Origin of the sequence: Halomonas sp. EF61 (assembly GCF_040147045.1) — a bacterium.
In the GTDB taxonomy this organism is placed as follows: Bacteria; Pseudomonadota; Gammaproteobacteria; order Pseudomonadales; family Halomonadaceae; genus Halomonas; species Halomonas litopenaei.
Genome location: NZ_JAMSHM010000004.1, coordinates 481,438 through 498,406 on the forward strand (window position 1 = coordinate 481,438; position 16,969 = coordinate 498,406).

The 16,969-nt window shown below is 64.4% G+C and carries 7 protein-coding genes; 2 read left to right on the top strand and 5 right to left on the bottom strand.

The features are described 5' to 3' along the window. Positions 1-5: 5 nt before the first annotated feature. From pepN to NFI08_RS21715, 4 genes are all read right to left on the bottom strand, one after another. On the bottom strand, positions 6-2,639 hold the full coding sequence (pepN, locus tag NFI08_RS21700) for an aminopeptidase N (protein WP_349591452.1): 2,634 nt from the start codon (positions 2,637-2,639) through the stop codon (positions 6-8). 123 nt (positions 2,640-2,762) lie between these two features. Continuing rightward, a complete protein-coding gene (locus NFI08_RS21705) occupies positions 2,763-3,143 on the bottom strand; it encodes a YbaN family protein (RefSeq protein ID WP_231498735.1) in 381 nt (126 codons plus the stop codon). 173 nt (positions 3,144-3,316) lie between these two features. Next, positions 3,317-3,802 carry a YajQ family cyclic di-GMP-binding protein gene (locus NFI08_RS21710; RefSeq protein ID WP_045992571.1) on the bottom strand — a complete coding sequence of 162 codons (486 nt, stop codon included), beginning with the start codon at positions 3,800-3,802 and terminating at the stop codon, positions 3,317-3,319. 27 nt (positions 3,803-3,829) lie between these two features. After that, entirely contained in the window at positions 3,830-4,450 is a 621-nt protein-coding gene (locus tag NFI08_RS21715) for a GNAT family N-acetyltransferase (protein ID WP_349591453.1), read from the bottom strand. A gap of 316 nt (positions 4,451-4,766) precedes the next feature. Here NFI08_RS21715 and NFI08_RS21720 point away from each other — a divergent pair, with 316 nt between their 5' ends. Together NFI08_RS21720 and cobO are read left to right on the top strand one after the other, a co-directional pair. After that, on the top strand, positions 4,767-6,329 hold the full coding sequence (locus NFI08_RS21720) for a RimK family ATP-grasp domain-containing protein (RefSeq protein ID WP_045992570.1): 1,563 nt from the start codon (positions 4,767-4,769) through the stop codon (positions 6,327-6,329). A gap of 150 nt (positions 6,330-6,479) precedes the next feature. Continuing rightward, positions 6,480-7,085: a cob(I)yrinic acid a,c-diamide adenosyltransferase gene (gene cobO / locus NFI08_RS21725; protein ID WP_349591454.1), complete on the top strand. Its 606-nt coding sequence runs from the start codon at positions 6,480-6,482 to the stop codon at positions 7,083-7,085. A 200-nt stretch (positions 7,086-7,285) separates the two neighbouring features. Here cobO and NFI08_RS21730 read toward each other — a convergent pair whose 3' ends face one another. Beyond that, positions 7,286-16,852, bottom strand: a complete 9,567-nt coding sequence (locus NFI08_RS21730; RefSeq protein ID WP_349591455.1) for a retention module-containing protein — start codon at positions 16,850-16,852, stop codon at positions 7,286-7,288. Between the last annotated feature and the right edge of the window lie 117 nt (positions 16,853-16,969).

The following is a 16,969-nucleotide window of genomic DNA, read 5'->3' on the forward strand; positions in this document are numbered from 1 at the left end:
CTACATCAGGCCAGCGCCTTTTCCACGATCTCATAGACGTTGGGCGAGAGTTCCTCGCCACGGATGCGCTCCAGCTCGGCGCGCATCAGCGCCTGGCGAGCCTCGTCGAAGCGCTGCCAGCGGGTCAGCGGCGTGATGATGCGTGCGGCGATCTCGGGGTTCAGCCGGTTCAACTCGATCACCACGTCGGCCAGCAGGCGATAGCCTTCGCCATCCAGGCGGTGGAAGTTGACCCGGTTCTGCCCGGCAAAGGCACCGATCAACGCGCGCACCTTGTTGGGGTTCTTCAGCGAGAAGGCCGGGTGCTCCATCAGATAGCGGACCCGGTCCAGGGCGTCCGCCTGGGGACGGGTCACCTGCAGGCTGAACCACTGGTCCATCACCAGCGGATCGTGGGACCACTTGCGCCCGAAGGCCTTGAGTGCCGGATCGGCGATATCCGAGCGGCTACTGTGGACCAGCAGGGTCAACGCCTGGCGCACGTCGGTCATGTTGTGGTCGGCCTCGAACTGGGCCTGGGCCAGCTCGATCGCCACCTCGTCCTCGATGCTCATCAGGTAGGACAGCGCGACATTCTTCAGGGCGCGCTGGCCGATCTGCTCGGGCGTGGGCGCGTAGGCGGCGTCGCTCTGGTTGTCGCGATACAGTGCCAGCAGTTCGTCACGCAGCTCTTGCGCCAGCGACTGCTGGATGAAGGTGCGCGCGGCGTGGATGGCGTCCACGTCGACCAGCGGCTGCTGTTCGGCGATGTAGGCCTCGCTCGGCAGTTGCAGCATCTCGGCCAGCACCGCCTTGTCGTCATTGCCTTCCTCGATCAGTGCGCGGAAGGCCTCGACCAGGCGCGTATCCATGACCTTCTCGACGCCATTGCGGTGAGCCGCGATAAGATCATCGAGTGCCAGCAGGGTCAGCCGCTGGCCGGCGTCCCAGCGGTTGAAGCCATCGCTGTCGTGGGCCATCAGGAAGGCCAGATCCTCCCGCGAATAGGGGAAGGACAGCTTGACCGGCGCCGAGAACTCGCGCAGCAGCGAGGGCACCGGAGCCTCTTCGATATCGGTGAAGATGAACTCCTGCTCGTCTTCACGCAGATGAATCACGGCGTCTCTACCCAGGCTCTCGCCGTCCAGGGTCATCGACAGGTCGCGGCCGCTCTTGGTGCCGACCAGGCCCAGGCGAATGGGGATATGCAGCGCCTGTTTCTCCGGCTGGCCGGGGGTGGCCGGCGTGCGCTGACGCAGGATCAGGCGGTAGCGGGAGTTGGCGTAGTCGTACTCCCCGAAGGCGTCGATCTCCGGCGTACCCGCCTGGGAGTACCAGCGCATGAACTGCTCGAGATCCTGCCCGGACACCTCGGCCATGCAGTCGACGAAGTCCTCGATGGTGACCGCCTGCCCGTCGAAGCGCGAGAAGTACAGATCCGAGCCCTTGCGGAAGGTCTCCGGCCCCACCAGGTTGGACAGCATCCGCACCACCTCGGCACCCTTCTCGTAGATGGTCAGGGTGTAGAAGTTGCCGATCTCGATGTAGGAGTCGGGGCGAATCGGGTGCGCTGTGGGGCCTGCGTCCTCGGCGAACTGGGCGGTGCGGAAGAACGACACTTCCTCGATGCGCTTGACCGGCGCGGAATTGACCTCGGCCGAGAAGCTCTGATCGCGAAAGACGGTGAAGCCTTCCTTCAACGACAGTTGGAACCAGTCACGGCAGGTAACGCGGTTGCCCGACCAGTTATGGAAGTACTCGTGGGCGACGATTCCCTCGACCCGCTGGAAGGCAGCGTCGGTGGCGGTGTTGGGGTGGGTCAGCACCGCCGCCGAGTTGAAGATGTTGAGCCCCTTGTTCTCCATGGCGCCCATGTTGAAATCATTGACCGCCACGATCATGAACAGGTCCAGGTCGTACTCGCGACCGTAGGCCTCTTCATCCCAGCGCATGGCACGCTTGAGTGAGCCCATGGCGTGGTCGGTCTTGTCGAGGTTTTCTTCCTCGACCCAGATCTGCAGGGTGACGTCGCGGCCGCTCATGGTGGTAAAGCGGTCCTCGACCTTCTTCAGGTCACCGGCCACCAGCGCAAACAGGTAGGCGGGCTTGGGATGAGGATCGTCCCAGGTCACGAAGTGGCGGCCATCCGGCAGCTCTCCCCGCTCCACCGGATTGCCGTTGGACAGCAACACCGGCTCACGGGTCAGGTCGCCGATCACGGTGGTCGAGAAGGTCGCCATCACGTCCGGGCGGTCCGGGTAGAAGGTGATGCGGCGGAACCCTTCGGCTTCGCACTGGGTGCAGAACATGCCACCGGAACGGTAGAGGCCGGATAGCGCGGTATTGTCCTCGGGCGAGATCTCGACCTCGGTGTCCAGAACAAACGCCTCCGGCGCACCGGTAATCGACAGTCCCTTGCGGGTCAGTTCGTACTCGCCTTCCTCCAGCGGCTGGCCATCGATGGCGATGGCCTTGAGCGAAAGCTGCTCGCCATCCAGCCAAAGCGGTGCACCAGCCTCGCGCTCGGGATGACGCTCCAGATGCAGTCGTGCCTTGACGCGGGTGGCGCCAGGCGCCAGGTCGAAGGTCAACTCGGTGCGTGAGACAAGGTAGGCCGGCGGACGATAGTCGCTCAGATGGATCGGCTGGGGGTCGGACATCGGGGATGCTCCAATCAGAAAAGTCGTCGATATTGTACGGGTACGGACGTGCCGGGCTCAAAGAACCGGCGCGACCCGGAGCACGTCGGAACCATCAGGCGAAACGGATCAAGGCGGAAGACGTCAGGACGAGGAGGCGGGCTCGGGCCGGGTCACGATCCAGATGGCGATCCCTATCAGCATGACGGTCAACCCAAGCTTCAACCACCACAGTGACACCGTGATCAACAGCACCACCACCGACAGTGACAGCATCGCCAGCGCCATCCACTTGGCATGACGGGGAATCGCACCGGATTCTTCCCAGGCCACCACCGCAGGGCCGAACCGAGGATGACTGCGAATCCAGCGAGCGAACCGCGGCGACCCCTTCGACGCCGCCCACACCGCCACCAGCAGAAAGCAGGTGCTGGGCAGCAGCGGCACGAAGGCCCCGATGACACCGAGGGCAAAGCTGGTCCAGGCCAGCAACTGCCAGGCCAGGCGACGGGTGGTGGAAATCAAGGGCGAACTCCGGCGGCGCACTCGCCACGCCAATTGGTCAAGAATTCACTTATTGAAACGCAGCAAGTGCGACGAGGCCAATCGGACGCCGCTATCAGGCCAGTAGCCTGCCGAATCCGCAGGGCCACTCGCCTCACGATGCCGGCAACAGAGACATGTCAGCCGCTGATCCGTCAGTCGCGGAAGTTGTCGAACTGCAGCGCCAGATCAGGGCCCTCATCACCGCGCAGCAGTGCCATCACACTTTGCAGGTCATCGCGCTTCTTGCCGGTCACGCGTACCTTGTCGCCCTGGATCTGGGCCTGGACCTTGAGCTTCGAGTCCTTGATGCGCTTGACGATGTCCTTGGCTTCCTTCTGCTCCAGCCCCTGCTTGAGGGCGACCGTCTGACGCGCCTTGACGCCGGACAGCTCGGCGTCCTGAACGTCCATGATGCGTGGATCGATGCTTCTGGCGATCAGCTTGTTGCGCAGGATGTCGAGCATCTGCTTGAGCTGGAAGTCGACCTCGGCGTGCAACGCCACGGATTCATCGGACAGCTCGAAACCGGCGTCGACACCGCGAAAGTCAAAGCGCCCCTGAACCTCACGGTTAGCCTGGTCCACGGCGTTCTGGGCTTCGTGGCGATCGAATTCGGACACAATATCGAAAGAGGGCATGCTCGCTCTGCTCCGCTGACAAAAACGCTAGTCTACCATCGACGGCGACCCGCAGGGTGTCACTACCGCGTCCTCCCGAGATGTCACGGAGGACGGCTCGGAAGGTGGTGTAGAAGACGGAGCAGAAGATGTCGCTGGAGCTGCCACGGACGGTGGACCCTGAGGCACGACGGCAGGCTGCTCTCGAGACAGGCCCAGCGCCTTGACCATGCGCCAGGCGGCACAGCCATCCTCGTAGTAGTCGTCGAGCCAGCAAGCCAGGCGAAAGCCCGCCCGTCGATAGAGGCCGAGAGCAACACGATTGTCGGCCCGCACCTCCAGCGTCATGCGCTCACAGCCACGCTTGCGTCCATCACGCTCGAGCGCCTCGAGCAAGGCCTTGCCCACTCCTTGCCCACGCGCCTCGGGGGCCACACACAGCGAATAGAGGCGCGCTGCGCGGCTGTTGCGACGAAACAGCAAGGTACCGTAGCCGAGCGGCACAACGGAGCCGGTGGCGTCCTCGGCGATCAGGGTCAGCCCATGGGCGCGCTGGAGCAGGTGGCGCAATTGGCGACGAGTGAAGCGGTCCCCCGAAAAACCGCGACTCTCCAGTCCCTCCAGGGCATCGAGATCGCTTGGGGTGGCCGAACGCAAGGCAAGTGGCATAGTGAGAGGTCCCGTCTCGGCAGCCCGACGCCCGACTCGGGCGACGTGTGTTATCTGTTGATTCTGTCTGGCCCACACGCCGCTGTCAGCCGCCGACAGAATGAATATTTTTCACTTTCTTGCCGTATTGCTTTGCCGCCAACCCAAGCGCATCCTGCCACCGTCGGCCCTGACCTCTCCCCGACTCGTGCGGTGTCCCCCGGCTTCGGGCTATCACCTTGTTTCGGCCTTGCTTCACCCTTGCTCCGCCATTGTCTCGTCCCAGTTTCGCCCCTTGTGTCGCCCCTATCTCGCCCCTTGCCGAGGAATTCTTGCGATGTGCGCCCTGCGTATCGTTGTCGACCGCCAGCGCGACTGGCAGCCCTACCACCCCAGTGACGATGTGATCGACGCCGACCACTATGTCGACGCCGCGGACATCGCCGATGCCAAGGCCACCTCGGGCGCCACCAGCGCACAGGTCATCAACCTGTGTTCCGACCTCGGCTACCTGGGCCGAGGCTACTATGTCTCGCTGCTCGCCCAGGCGCGAGGTGCCAGAGTGATCCCCAGTGTCGATACCCTCAACTCCCTGCGCCGCAAGTCGACCACCGACATGCAGCTCGAGGGCCTTACCGGACTGCTCGATGAGCTGAGCCGGCCCGCTGCGGTCGAGCGACTCGGCGATGACGTCCATTTCAGGGTGCTGTTCGGCGAATGCGTCGAGCCCCTGCTGGCACGCGTCGCCCGCCGCCTGTTCGAGCGCCTGCCCTGTCCGCTGATGGAGGCGCGCCTGAATCGCACCGCCCAGGGCTATCGACTGGTGCGGCTGCGTCCGCTTGCGCTTGGGCGGCTTCATGAAGACGAGCAGGACGCCTTCGCTCGCGCCCTCAATCGCCATTCGCTGAAGATCTGGCGTACCCCCAGGGCGCGGAGGCGCTATCGCTTCGACCTGGCCATGTTGATCGACCCTGAAGAACACCTGCCGCCCAGCAACAAGGGCGCGCTCAAGCAATTTATCCGCGCCGGTCGGCGCCAGGGCATCAATGTCTCGCTGATCACCCATCGTGACAGCGCCCGGCTGGCCGAGTTCGACGCTCTGTTTCTGCGCCAGACCACCGCCCTCGACCACCCCACCTGGCGCATGGCCCGACGTGCCGAACACGAAGGCCTGGTGGTCATCGACGCGCCCCAGGACATTCTGCGCTGCACCAACAAGGTCTATCTGCATGAACTGCTTCGCACCCGGGGGGTCGCCGCTCCCGAGGGACTGTTGCTCAAGCGTTCGGATCGAGCACGTCTCCTCGAGCAGACGCAGGGTCTCAGCTACCCGAGGGTGCTGAAGGTCCCCGATGGCGCCTTCTCCCGTGGCATCGTCAAGGTAACGTCCAGCGAATCGCTGGCGCGGGAAGCCGATACCCTGTTCAAGAGCTCGGACCTGCTGTTGCTGCAGGAATGGCTGCCTACCGAATACGACTGGCGCATCGGCGTGCTCGACGGTGCTCCACTGTTCGCCAGCCGCTACTACATGGCCCGTGGCCATTGGCAGATCTACGATCATTCCGGTGCTCGCACCCGCAGCGGCGGCTTCAGCAGCCACCCCATCGACGAGGTGCCGGCCGCCGTGCTGCGTGCGGCGCTCAAGGCCACCCGGCTGATCGGCAATGGCCTCTACGGTGTCGACCTCAAGCAGGTCGGCGACCGTGTGCTGGTGATCGAGGTCAACGACAATCCCAACATCGATGCGGGCATCGAGGACAGCGTGCTGGGTGCGGCGCTCTACGATCGCCTGATGGAGGTCTTCGCCAGGCGCATGGAGGCGCGCCGACAGGCACGCTCGGCCAACACGGCGTCGCCCCAGGCGGGACGCCAGAGCCTTCCAGCCAATGATCCCGGCTGAGGCGGAAAGGCGTATCCGGTCTGATGGGCAGAAGCGTATCCAGGCGGATGAGCAGAAACGTACCCAGCCTGAGGCGGGAAGGTATATCCGGGCTGACGCCGGCGTCCGCCTCGGCTACCCTGCGCTTTTCACCACACAGCGGGAGCCGGCATGAGCGAGCAGGACAGAAACACCCGACACAAGAAGGCCATGGAGAAGCTCAAGTCCCACGTCGACGCCAAGGTCGCCGCCGCCGACGAGGAGCGCGGGCTGATGCTGGTGTTTACCGGCAACGGCAAGGGCAAGACCACCGCCGCCTGGGGCACCGTTACCCGCGCCCTGGGCTACGGTTACCGGGTGGGCGTGGTGCAGTTCATCAAGGGACTGTGGGAGTGCGGAGAACGCGACCGACTCGAGGCCGACGACAACCTCGAGGTGGCGATCATGGCCACCGGTTTCACCTGGGATACCCAGAATCGCGAATCGGACACCCAGGCCTGCCGCGAGGTCTGGCAGGAGGCCAGCCGCATGCTGGCCGATCCTGAGGTCTATCTGGTGGTGCTCGACGAGATCACCTACATGCTCAAGTTCGGCTACCTGGACATCGACACCGTGCGCACAGCCATCGTCAACCGGCCTGCCGAGCAGACGGTTATCATCACCGGGCGCAACGCCCATCGCGAACTGGTTGCCATGGCCGACACCGTGACCGAGATGCAGGAGGTCAAGCACGGCTTCACCAATGGCCTCAAGGCCCGCCGCGGCATCGACTTCTGACCACATCCAACTCCGGCACGCGTCCCGTGCGACGATAGGCGCCTCGCGCCGCGTGCCACAAGAGCCGCTCGTCTCGACGACACAGAGCCCGACGATAGCCGGGCTCTGTTCCTTTTCACTCGCCGAGACCGGACAGCCCTGTCCGGCGTTGGCCTCCCCCGGGTGCGCCGAGAGAGACCACGGCCCTGCAACTCAACCTGCTACTCCACCTGCAACTGGCCGTCATCGATCATCTGCTGCAGGAAGGACGCCGAGTCCTGTCCCCCCATGTCGACGCCATTGAGGGTAATGACCTGATCGGCATCGCCTCCTGTATTGCCGATGCCACCGTCGCTCTTCACGTACAGCACGGTATTGCCGCTACCGTCCTCCTCGGCGTAGAGGTAGTCATTGACGCTTGCCGCGGTCGCTCCATCGAGTAGATCCGACATCTCCAGGCGATCGGCCTCGGCGTCACTGCCGACGTCTCCCAGGGTAAAGTCATTGATCTCATCACTGGCAGGCGCAGCACTGGTCCCAGCGTCGCCATCATTCCAGGCGACCACATCGGCACCGGTGCCCAGATCGATGATATCGTTGCCCGCGCCGCCATCGAGCGTATCGTTACCCGCTCCGCCGATCAGGGTATCGTCGCCCGCACCGCCGAGCAGGTTATCCGCTCCCGCACCGCCGATCAGCAGATCATCGCCCTCGCCACCGTCCAGGGTATTGGCGGAGCCGTCTGCGCGGTCGTCGGTGAGGTTATCGATCTCGGCGCGGATGTACTCACGGACTTCTTCATCGGTGGGTGCAGTGCCGGCCGGATCATCGATCCTGTCGGCGACGCCGCTGCCATTCGGGTCCACCTTGGTCCAGGTCAGGTAGGCATAAAGCCCTCCGTAACCCAGGCCGTCGTGCTCGCCGGCGTTGAAGTCCTCGCCACTATCGGCATTGGTCCAGGCCAGGTTATCGCTGTTCAGGGTGTCGGCAACCAGAATATCGTCGCCCCCACCGCCGCTCAGGCTATCGGCACCGGTCGGAATCAGACTGGCCGCTGCTTCCTGCAACGCAGCATTCAGATCGCCGCCGCTATTGACGATCTGGGGCTGGCCCACCGCCGCGTCGATGGCGTCATTGGCATTACCGCTCAAATTGGTGGACGCCGTGCCAACTGTATTGGTGTTGTCGAAGAACCTGAGCACATTGGTGTTGATGCCATTGCCCATGCCGATCGCGGCCACCTGGGCGATGGAAGCCAGTTCTCCAAAGGCATTCACCGACTGGTTCATCACCGGCTGGGTAAAGTTACTGCCGTTTCCGCCGAGACTACCGTTGTCGTTCCTGTAGTAGGTCGGTACCCCATCGGTCAGGAAGAAGCCAATATTTGCAAAGCTATTGGTCTGGGATTCGAACCACTCCCGAGCGGTGTCGAAGCCATCCTCGTAGTTGGTCCCGCCCCCGGCGATCATGGCCTCGATAAAGGCGATAGCCGCCGTCAGATTGGCCGCACTGAAGTCATTGAAGACAATGCTCTCACCCGCCGTCACCTCTTTATCGAAGTCGATGATCTGCAGGTTAATGGTGCCTTCATGCTCACTCAATTGCTCGACCAGCTGATCCAGGGCCTGCTTGGCCAGTTCCAGCCGCGATAGGCCTCCGTTGCCGGAGGAAGTGCCCATGCTGCCCGAGCTGTCGATGATCAAGGAGACGTTGTAGTTGCCGGCGGGCTCGTTGAGGACACCTCCGGCGTCACCGATGATGACGTCGTCACCACCGCCGCCCGCGAGCGACTGCTCACCATTGCCACCCACCAGCAATTGATCCGGCGCATCCCCCTTGAGCGTCAGGGTGCTGGCCAGCTCGTCGCCATCACCGTCCCGCCCGAGCAGGCCCAGTTCCAGCTCGAAGTCTTCCTTCGGCCCGCCGAATCGATACTCCATGTCGTCCAGCAGCAGGTTGTCGTTCACGCTGGTCGCACTGTCCGCCGCCTCGATCTCCACCGCCTCGAACGGGCGGGTATCACCGGTCTCGAGCTTGACCTGCCAGCCGTCCTTCAGTCCCTCGACGCGAACACCATCGCCGTCCAGCGTGAGCGTGACCTGGCTGGTGACATCGACCCCGATGGCATTGAACACCGTGATGTCGTCAGTGGTCAGCGTCAGATAGTCCGATGATCCTGCGGCGGGATCACCGCTACCCGCAGCGCCGTCGGCCGCGTACATCAAGGCAGCGATCACCAGCGCCGTGGTGGCACCCTCCGACCCTGAGACCTGGACCCGCTGGGTAAAGCTCGCCAGTCCCTGGTGATCGGACCAGGTGGCACCTGTGGCGCCAGTGCTCAGGTCCTTCAGCGCATCGATTCGGATGCTGGTTCCGGTCGCCACGGCGATCTGACCGCCAGAGACCACCACTGGCCCGCTGTCGGATGACACCAGCAGGTCGTTGTCGGTCGCTCCATCGGTATGATTGAGCGCCAGATAGCCGCCAGTCACCAGCTCGCCGTCGGCAAGCTCGGCGCTGGCATCGACACCGTTGGTCACCTCGCCGATCACCTCGACGCTGTAGCCGTCACCTGCTGCGTTGAGGGTGACGCTGAAGCCGTCCTCGGCACCGTCGGCACTCTCGGCGTACAGCGTTGTTCCGTCAGCGCTCAGACGGTAGTTCAGCGGCGCGCCGTCCACCCGCAGCGCGTTGCCCTGGCTATCGGTCGCCGGCTGACCGTCGAGGGCGGCAGCAAAGACTACCTCCCCGACCCCATCGGCTCCGACGTTGGGCCCGAAGTCCAGGCTGCCGCTGCCACTCTCCAGGGCGTGTTCGGCCTCGGAGAACACCTGGGGCACGTCGTCCTTGATGTCGATGGTCAGCGTGGCGCTGTTGTTGACGTCGCCGTCGCTGTCCTCGATCACCAGCGCGAAGTCGTCCTTCACATCATCGGTGGCGGTGCCCTGGTTGGTGTGGTCCAACGTGTTGTCCGCCAGGGTGTAGCTGTAGCTGTAGTCGCCGTTCGACTCGGTCACCGTCAGGGTGCCGTAGACGCCTTGCACGGTACCGCCATTGGTCACGTCGACCTGGGTGCCATCCTTGTCCACGATCTTCAGCGAGGCCAGGGTGTCACTGCCGGTGTCGATGGTGATCGCACCGCTGGTGGTCTCCAGATCGGTGGCCGCCTGGCTGCCGCCGTCATCGAGACCGGCCTCGTCCACCTCGTTGTTGCCCGAGGCATTGGGCGACTCGGGATTGACCTCGACCTCGGGTGTGGCGTCCACGGTGATGGTCAAACTCGCGCTGCTGGTGTCACCGTCGGCGTCGCGGATGGTGTAGTTGATCACCGCGTCACCCTCGAAGCCGTCGGCCGGCGTGAAGGTGATATTGCCGTTGGCGTCGACGCTGGTGATGGTGCCGCTGCCGCTCGCCAGGCTCACGCTGTCGGTGACGAAGGTGTAGGGACCGTCGGCTCCGGCCACGTCGAGCCCACCGGCCGTACCGTCGAGCACATTGACGGTGATCGCCTCGTTCTCGTCGGTCTCGGCGGCGTCATCCTTGGCCTCGGGCACGTCGTCCTTGATGTCGATGGTCAGCGTGGCGCTGCTGTTGACGTCGCCGTCGCTGTCCTCGATCACCAGCGCGAAGTCGTCCTTGATTCCGTCGGTAGCGGTGCCCTGAGTCGTGTGGTCTTCGGTGTTGTCCGCCAGGGTGTAGCTGTAGCTGTAGTCGCCGTTCGACTCGGTCACCGTCAGGGTGCCGTAGACGCCTTGCACGGTACCGCCATTGGTCACGTCGACCTGGGTGCCATCCTTGTCCACGATCTTCAGCGAGGCCAGGGTGTCACTGCCGGTGTCGATGGTGATCGCACCGCTGGTGGTCTCCAGATCGGTGGCCGCCTGGCTGCCGCCGTCGTCGAGACCGGCCTCGTCCACCTCGCTGTTGCCCGAAGCATTGGGCGACTCGGGATTGATCTCGATCTCGGGTGTGGCGTCCACGGTGATCGTCAGGGTCGCGCTGCTGGTGTCACCGTCGGCGTCGCGGATGGTGTAGTTGATCACCGCGTCACCCTCGAAGCCGTCGGCCGGCGTGAAGGTGATATCGCCGTTGGCGTCGACATTGGTGATGGTGCCGCTGCCGCTCGCCAGGCTCACGCTGTCGGTGACGAAGGTGTAGGGACCGTCGGCTCCGGCCACGTCGAGCCCACCGGCCGTACCGTCGAGCACATTGACGGTGATCGCCTCGTTCTCGTCGGTCTCGGCGGCGTCATCCTTGGCCTCGGGCACGTCGTCCTTGATGTCGATGGTCAGCGTGGCGCTGTTGTTGACGTCGCCGTCGCTGTCCTCGATCACCAGCGCGAAGTCGTCCTTGATTCCGTCGGTAGCGGTGCCCTGAGTCGTGTGGTCTTCGGTGTTGTCCGCCAGGGTGTAGCTGTAGCTGTAGTCGCCGTTCGACTCGGTCACCGTCAGGGTGCCGTAGACGCCTTGCACGGTACCGCCATTGGTCACGTCGACCTGGGTGCCATCCTTGTCCACGATCTTCAGCGAGGCCAGGGTGTCACTGCCGGTGTCGATGGTGATCGCACCGCTGGTGGTCTCCAGATCGGTGGCCGCCTGGCTGCCGCCGTCGTCGAGACCGGCCTCGTCCACCTCGCTGTTGCCCGAAGCATTGGGCGACTCGGGATTGATCTCGATCTCGGGTGTGGCGTCCACGGTGATCGTCAGGGTCGCGCTGCTGGTGTCACCGTCGGCGTCGCGGATGGTGTAGTTGATCACCGCGTCACCCTCGAAGCCGTCGGCCGGCGTGAAGGTGATATCGCCGTTGGCGTCGACATTGGTGATGGTGCCGCTGCCGCTCGCCAGGCTCACGCTGTCGGTGACGAAGGTGTAGGGACCGTCGGCTCCGGCCACGTCGAGCCCACCGGCCGTACCGTCGAGCACATTGACGGTGATCGCCTCGTTCTCGTCGGTCTCGGCGGCGTCATCCTTGGCCTCGGGCACGTCGTCCTTGATGTCGATGGTCAGCGTGGCGCTGTTGTTGACGTCGCCGTCGCTGTCCTCGATCACCAGCGCGAAGTCGTCCTTGATTCCGTCGGTAGCGGTGCCCTGAGTCGTGTGGTCTTCGGTGTTGTCCGCCAGGGTGTAGCTGTAGCTGTAGTCGCCGTTCGACTCGGTCACCGTCAGGGTGCCGTAGACGCCTTGCACGGTACCGCCATTGGTCACGTCGACCTGGGTGCCATCCTTGTCCACGATCTTCAGCGAGGCCAGGGTGTCACTGCCGGTGTCGATGGTGATCGCACCGCTGGTGGTCTCCAGATCGGTGGCCGCCTGGCTGCCGCCGTCGTCGAGACCGGCCTCGTCCACCTCGCTGTTGCCTGAGGCATTGGGCGACTCGGGATTGACCTCGACCTCGGGTGTGGCGTCCACGGTGATGGTCAAACTCGCGCTGCTGGTGTCACCGTCGGCGTCGCGGATGGTGTAGTTGATCACCGCGTCACCCTCGAAGCCGTCGGCCGGCGTGAAGGTGATATTGCCGTTGGCGTCGACGTTGGTGATGGTGCCGCTGCCACTCGCCAGGCTCACGCTGTCGGTGACGAAGGTGTAGGGACCGTCGGCTCCGGCCACGTCGAGCCCGCCCGCCGTACCGTCGAGCACATTGACGGTGATCGCCTCGTTCTCGTTGGTCTCGGCGGCGTCATCCTTGGCCTCGGGCACGTCGTCCTTGATGTCGATGGTCAGCGTGGCGCTGTTGTTGACGTCGCCGTCGCTGTCCTCGATCACCAGCGCGAAGTCGTCCTTGATTCCGTCGGTAGCGGTGCCCTGAGTCGTGTGGTCTTCGGTGTTGTCCGCCAGGGTGTAGCTGTAGCTGTAGTCGCCGTTCGACTCGGTCACCGTCAGGGTGCCGTAGACGCCTTGCACGGTACCGCCATTGGTCACGTCGACCTGGGTGCCATCCTTGTCCACGATCTTCAGCGAGGCCAGGGTGTCACTGCCGGTGTCGATGGTGATCGCACCGCTGGTGGTCTCCAGGTCGGTGGCCGCCTGGCTGCCGCCGTCGTCGAGACCGGCCTCGTCCACCTCGTTGTTGCCCGAGGCATTGGGCGACTCGGGATTGACCTCGACCTCGGGTGTGGCGTCCACCGTGATGGTCAAACTCGCGCTGCTGGTGTCACCGTCGGCGTCGCGGATGGTGTAGTTGATCACCGCGTCACCCTCGAAGCCGTCGGCCGGCGTGAAGGTGATATTGCCGTTGGCGTCGACGCTGGTGATGGTGCCGCTGCCGCTCGCCAGACTCACGCTGTCGGTGACGAAGGTGTAGGGACCGTCGGCTCCGGCCACGTCGAGCCCACCGGCCGTACCGTCGAGCACATTGACGGTGATCGCCTCGTTCTCGTCGGTCTCGGCGGCGTCATCCTTGGCCTCGGGCACGTCGTCCTTGATGTCGATGGTCAGCGTGGCGCTGTTGTTGACGTCGCCGTCGCTGTCCTCGATCACCAGCGCGAAGTCGTCCTTGATTCCGTCGGTAGCGGTGCCCTGAGTCGTGTGGTCTTCGGTGTTGTCCGCCAGGGTGTAGCTGTAGCTGTAGTCGCCGTTCGACTCGGTCACCGTCAGGGTGCCGTAGACGCCTTGCACGGTACCGCCATTGGTCACGTCGACCTGGGTGCCATCCTTGTCCACGATCTTCAGCGAGGCCAGGGTGTCACTGCCGGTGTCGATGGTGATCGCACCGCTGGTGGTCTCCAGATCGGTGGCCGCCTGGCTGCCGCCGTCGTCGAGACCGGCCTCGTCCACCTCGCTGTTGCCCGAAGCATTGGGCGACTCGGGATTGACCTCGACCTCGGGTGTGGCGTCCACCGTGATGGTCAAACTCGCGCTGCTGGTGTCACCGTCGGCGTCGCGGATGGTGTAGTTGATCACCGCGTCACCCTCGAAGCCGTCGGCCGGCGTGAAGGTGATATTGCCGTTGGCGTCGACGCTGGTGATGGTGCCGCTGCCGCTCGCCAGACTCACGCTGTCGGTGACGAAGGTGTAGGGACCGTCGGCTCCGGCCACGTCGAGCCCACCGGCCGTACCGTCGAGCACATTGACGGTGATCGCCTCGTTCTCGTCGGTCTCGGCGGCGTCATCCTTGGCCTCGGGCACGTCGTCCTTGATATCGATGGTCAGCGTGGCGCTGTTGTTGACGTCGCCGTCGCTGTCCTCGATCACCAGCGCGAAGTCGTCCTTGATTCCGTCGGTAGCGGTGCCCTGGGTCGTGTGGTCTTCGGTGTTGTCCGCCAGGGTGTAGCTGTAGCTGTAGTCGCCATTCGACTCGGTCACCGTCAAGGTGCCGTAGACGCCTTGCACAGTACCGCCATTGGTCACGTCGACCTGGGTGCCATCCTTGTCCACGATCTTCAGCGAGGCCAGGGTGTCACTGCCGGTGTCGATGGTGATCGCACCGCTGGTGGTCTCCAGGTCGGTGGCCGCCTGGCTGCCGCCGTCGTCGAGACCGGCCTCGTCCACCTCGTTGTTGCCCGAGGCATTGGGCGACTCGGGATTGACCTCGACCTCGGGTGTGGCGTCCACCGTGATGGTCAAACTCGCGCTGCTGGTGTCACCGTCGGCGTCGCGGATGGTGTAGTTGATCACCGCGTCACCCTCGAAGCCGTCGGCCGGCGTGAAGGTGATATTGCCGTTGGCGTCGACGCTGGTGATGGTGCCGCTGCCGCTCGCCAGACTCACGCTGTCGGTGACGAAGGTGTAGGGACCGTCGGCTCCGGCCACGTCGAGCCCACCGGCCGTACCGTCGAGCACATTGACGGTGATCGCCTCGTTCTCGTCGGTCTCGGCGGCGTCATCCTTGGCCTCGGGCACGTCGTCCTTGATATCGATGGTCAGCGTGGCGCTGTTGTTGACGTCGCCGTCGCTGTCCTCGATCACCAGCGCGAAGTCGTCCTTGATTCCGTCGGTAGCGGTACCCTGAGTCGTGTGGTCTTCGGTGTTGTCCGCCAGGGTGTAGCTGTAGCTGTAGTCGCCGTTCGACTCGGTCACCGTCAGGGTGCCGTAGACGCCCTCGACGGTACCGCCATTGGTCACGTCGACCTGGGTGCCATCCTTGTCCACGATCTTCAGCGAGGCCAGGGTGTCACTGCCGGTGTCGATGTTGATCGCACCGCTGGTGGTCTCCAGATCGGTGGCCGCCTGGCTGCCGCCGTCGTCGAGGCCGGCCTCGTCCACCTCGCTGTTGCCCGAGGCATTGGGCGACTCGGGATTGACCTCGACCTCGGGCTCGTCGTCTTCCACCTCCACCCGCCAGGTCGCCTGGCTGGTGTCACCGTCGTTGTCGGTCAGGGTATAGCGGATCTCGGCGGTCCCCTCGAAACCCGCCGCCGGGGTAAAGGTGATGGTACCGTCGGCGTCGAAGTCCAGGCTGCCGGCGGTGCTGTCCACCAGTTCTGCAGCGGTCAACTCGGCGCCATCGGCACCGAGCGTATCGGCGCCTGATGCGTTGGTGATGACATTGATACTCACCGCCGCATCGTCAGTGGTCTCGACGGTAGGATCGTCCTCGGCGCGGGGCGCGTCATCCACGATCAAAATGTCGAGCGAGCCGCTGGCGCTACTGCCGTCCACGTCCACCGCCTGGACATTCAGACTCTCGAGATAGCCGCCATCGGTGGCGCCGCCAACGCTGTCATTGTCGACGTTGTCGGTCAGTTCATAGGTGTAGCTGACGGTGCCCCCTGCGGCCGAACCGGTGAAGCCGGTCAGCGTCACCACACCATGATCGGTGACGATGGTGACCGGCGAGGTCCCCAGCGCCTCAAGCTGGGCAAGCGTCAGGGAAACCGGCCCCACCGTCAGGGTGGCCAGGCCGTCAGGTGAATCAAACCCAAAGGAGCCGGTGCGAACCAGCTGGGTGGCGTCGCCACGGCTACCGCCGGCCAGGTCCGCTTCGAACAGCACCTGCTCGGCACCGGCGGCGCCAATCGGCAGCTCTCCAGGGCCGTCAGGACCACCAGGGCCGTCAGGACCACCAGGGCCGTCAGGACCACCGGGGCCGTCAGGACCACCGGGGCCGTCAGGACCGCCGGGGCCCGATGGATCGGGGCCGTCGAGACCGGTCAGGGTGACACCTTCGTCGTCATCGCCGGGATCCACCGCGTCGACACCGGTGAAATCGCGCTCGATGGGACCATCGCGCCCCTCAAGGCCAAACTGGAAGGCCAGCGGATCCACCGTCTCCACGATGCGCAGCAGACGGACAAAACCACTGCCCTCGTCGTCCCCTCCCCCGCCGGTGCCGCCGGCCGCCGGATCCTCAAGATCATCGAACAGGTCGCCTTCGCCGGAGTCGATGGCGGCCAACAGCTCGTTGAGTTCTTCGTCACCGAGCACGTTGTCGGCCTGCTCGGCGATCTGGGCGAGAGCCGCAAGCTCATCGTCCGTGGAGCCGGACGCCTGGGTGCCCTCGGGAACCGGTGCGTCAATGCCGACAGCCGCGCCAGCCGTCACCGGGCTGCCCAAAGGGGTCGCGGGTGCGACGATGGGCGCCGAGTCGTCGGAAATCTCCACAATCCCCTGATCGACTAGCGAAGGGCCGGCCGGCTCGGTGGTGGAAGGCAACAGGCGCACCTGTCCGCTACCGGAAAGTGTCACGGGGTCGCCGACGCCACCGGGCGAAATCGAGATTTCGCCACCCTGTGACGTCACCAGGCGCTCCCCATCGCTGATCACGTCTCCCGGCCTGAGTTCGCGAAGGCTACCATCGGTGCCCTGAACAAAAGCCTGCCCCTGTACCATCACCACCGTCGCCGTGCTCATGTCGCTTCCCCTGACGCTCATTGTCATTTGCCGAGTTCGCCTGAGGACATTCCAATCCCCGATAGCGCACTTTATCGGCATAAAGTAGAAGCAGTATTAGCGAAGCTTTTTTATGAC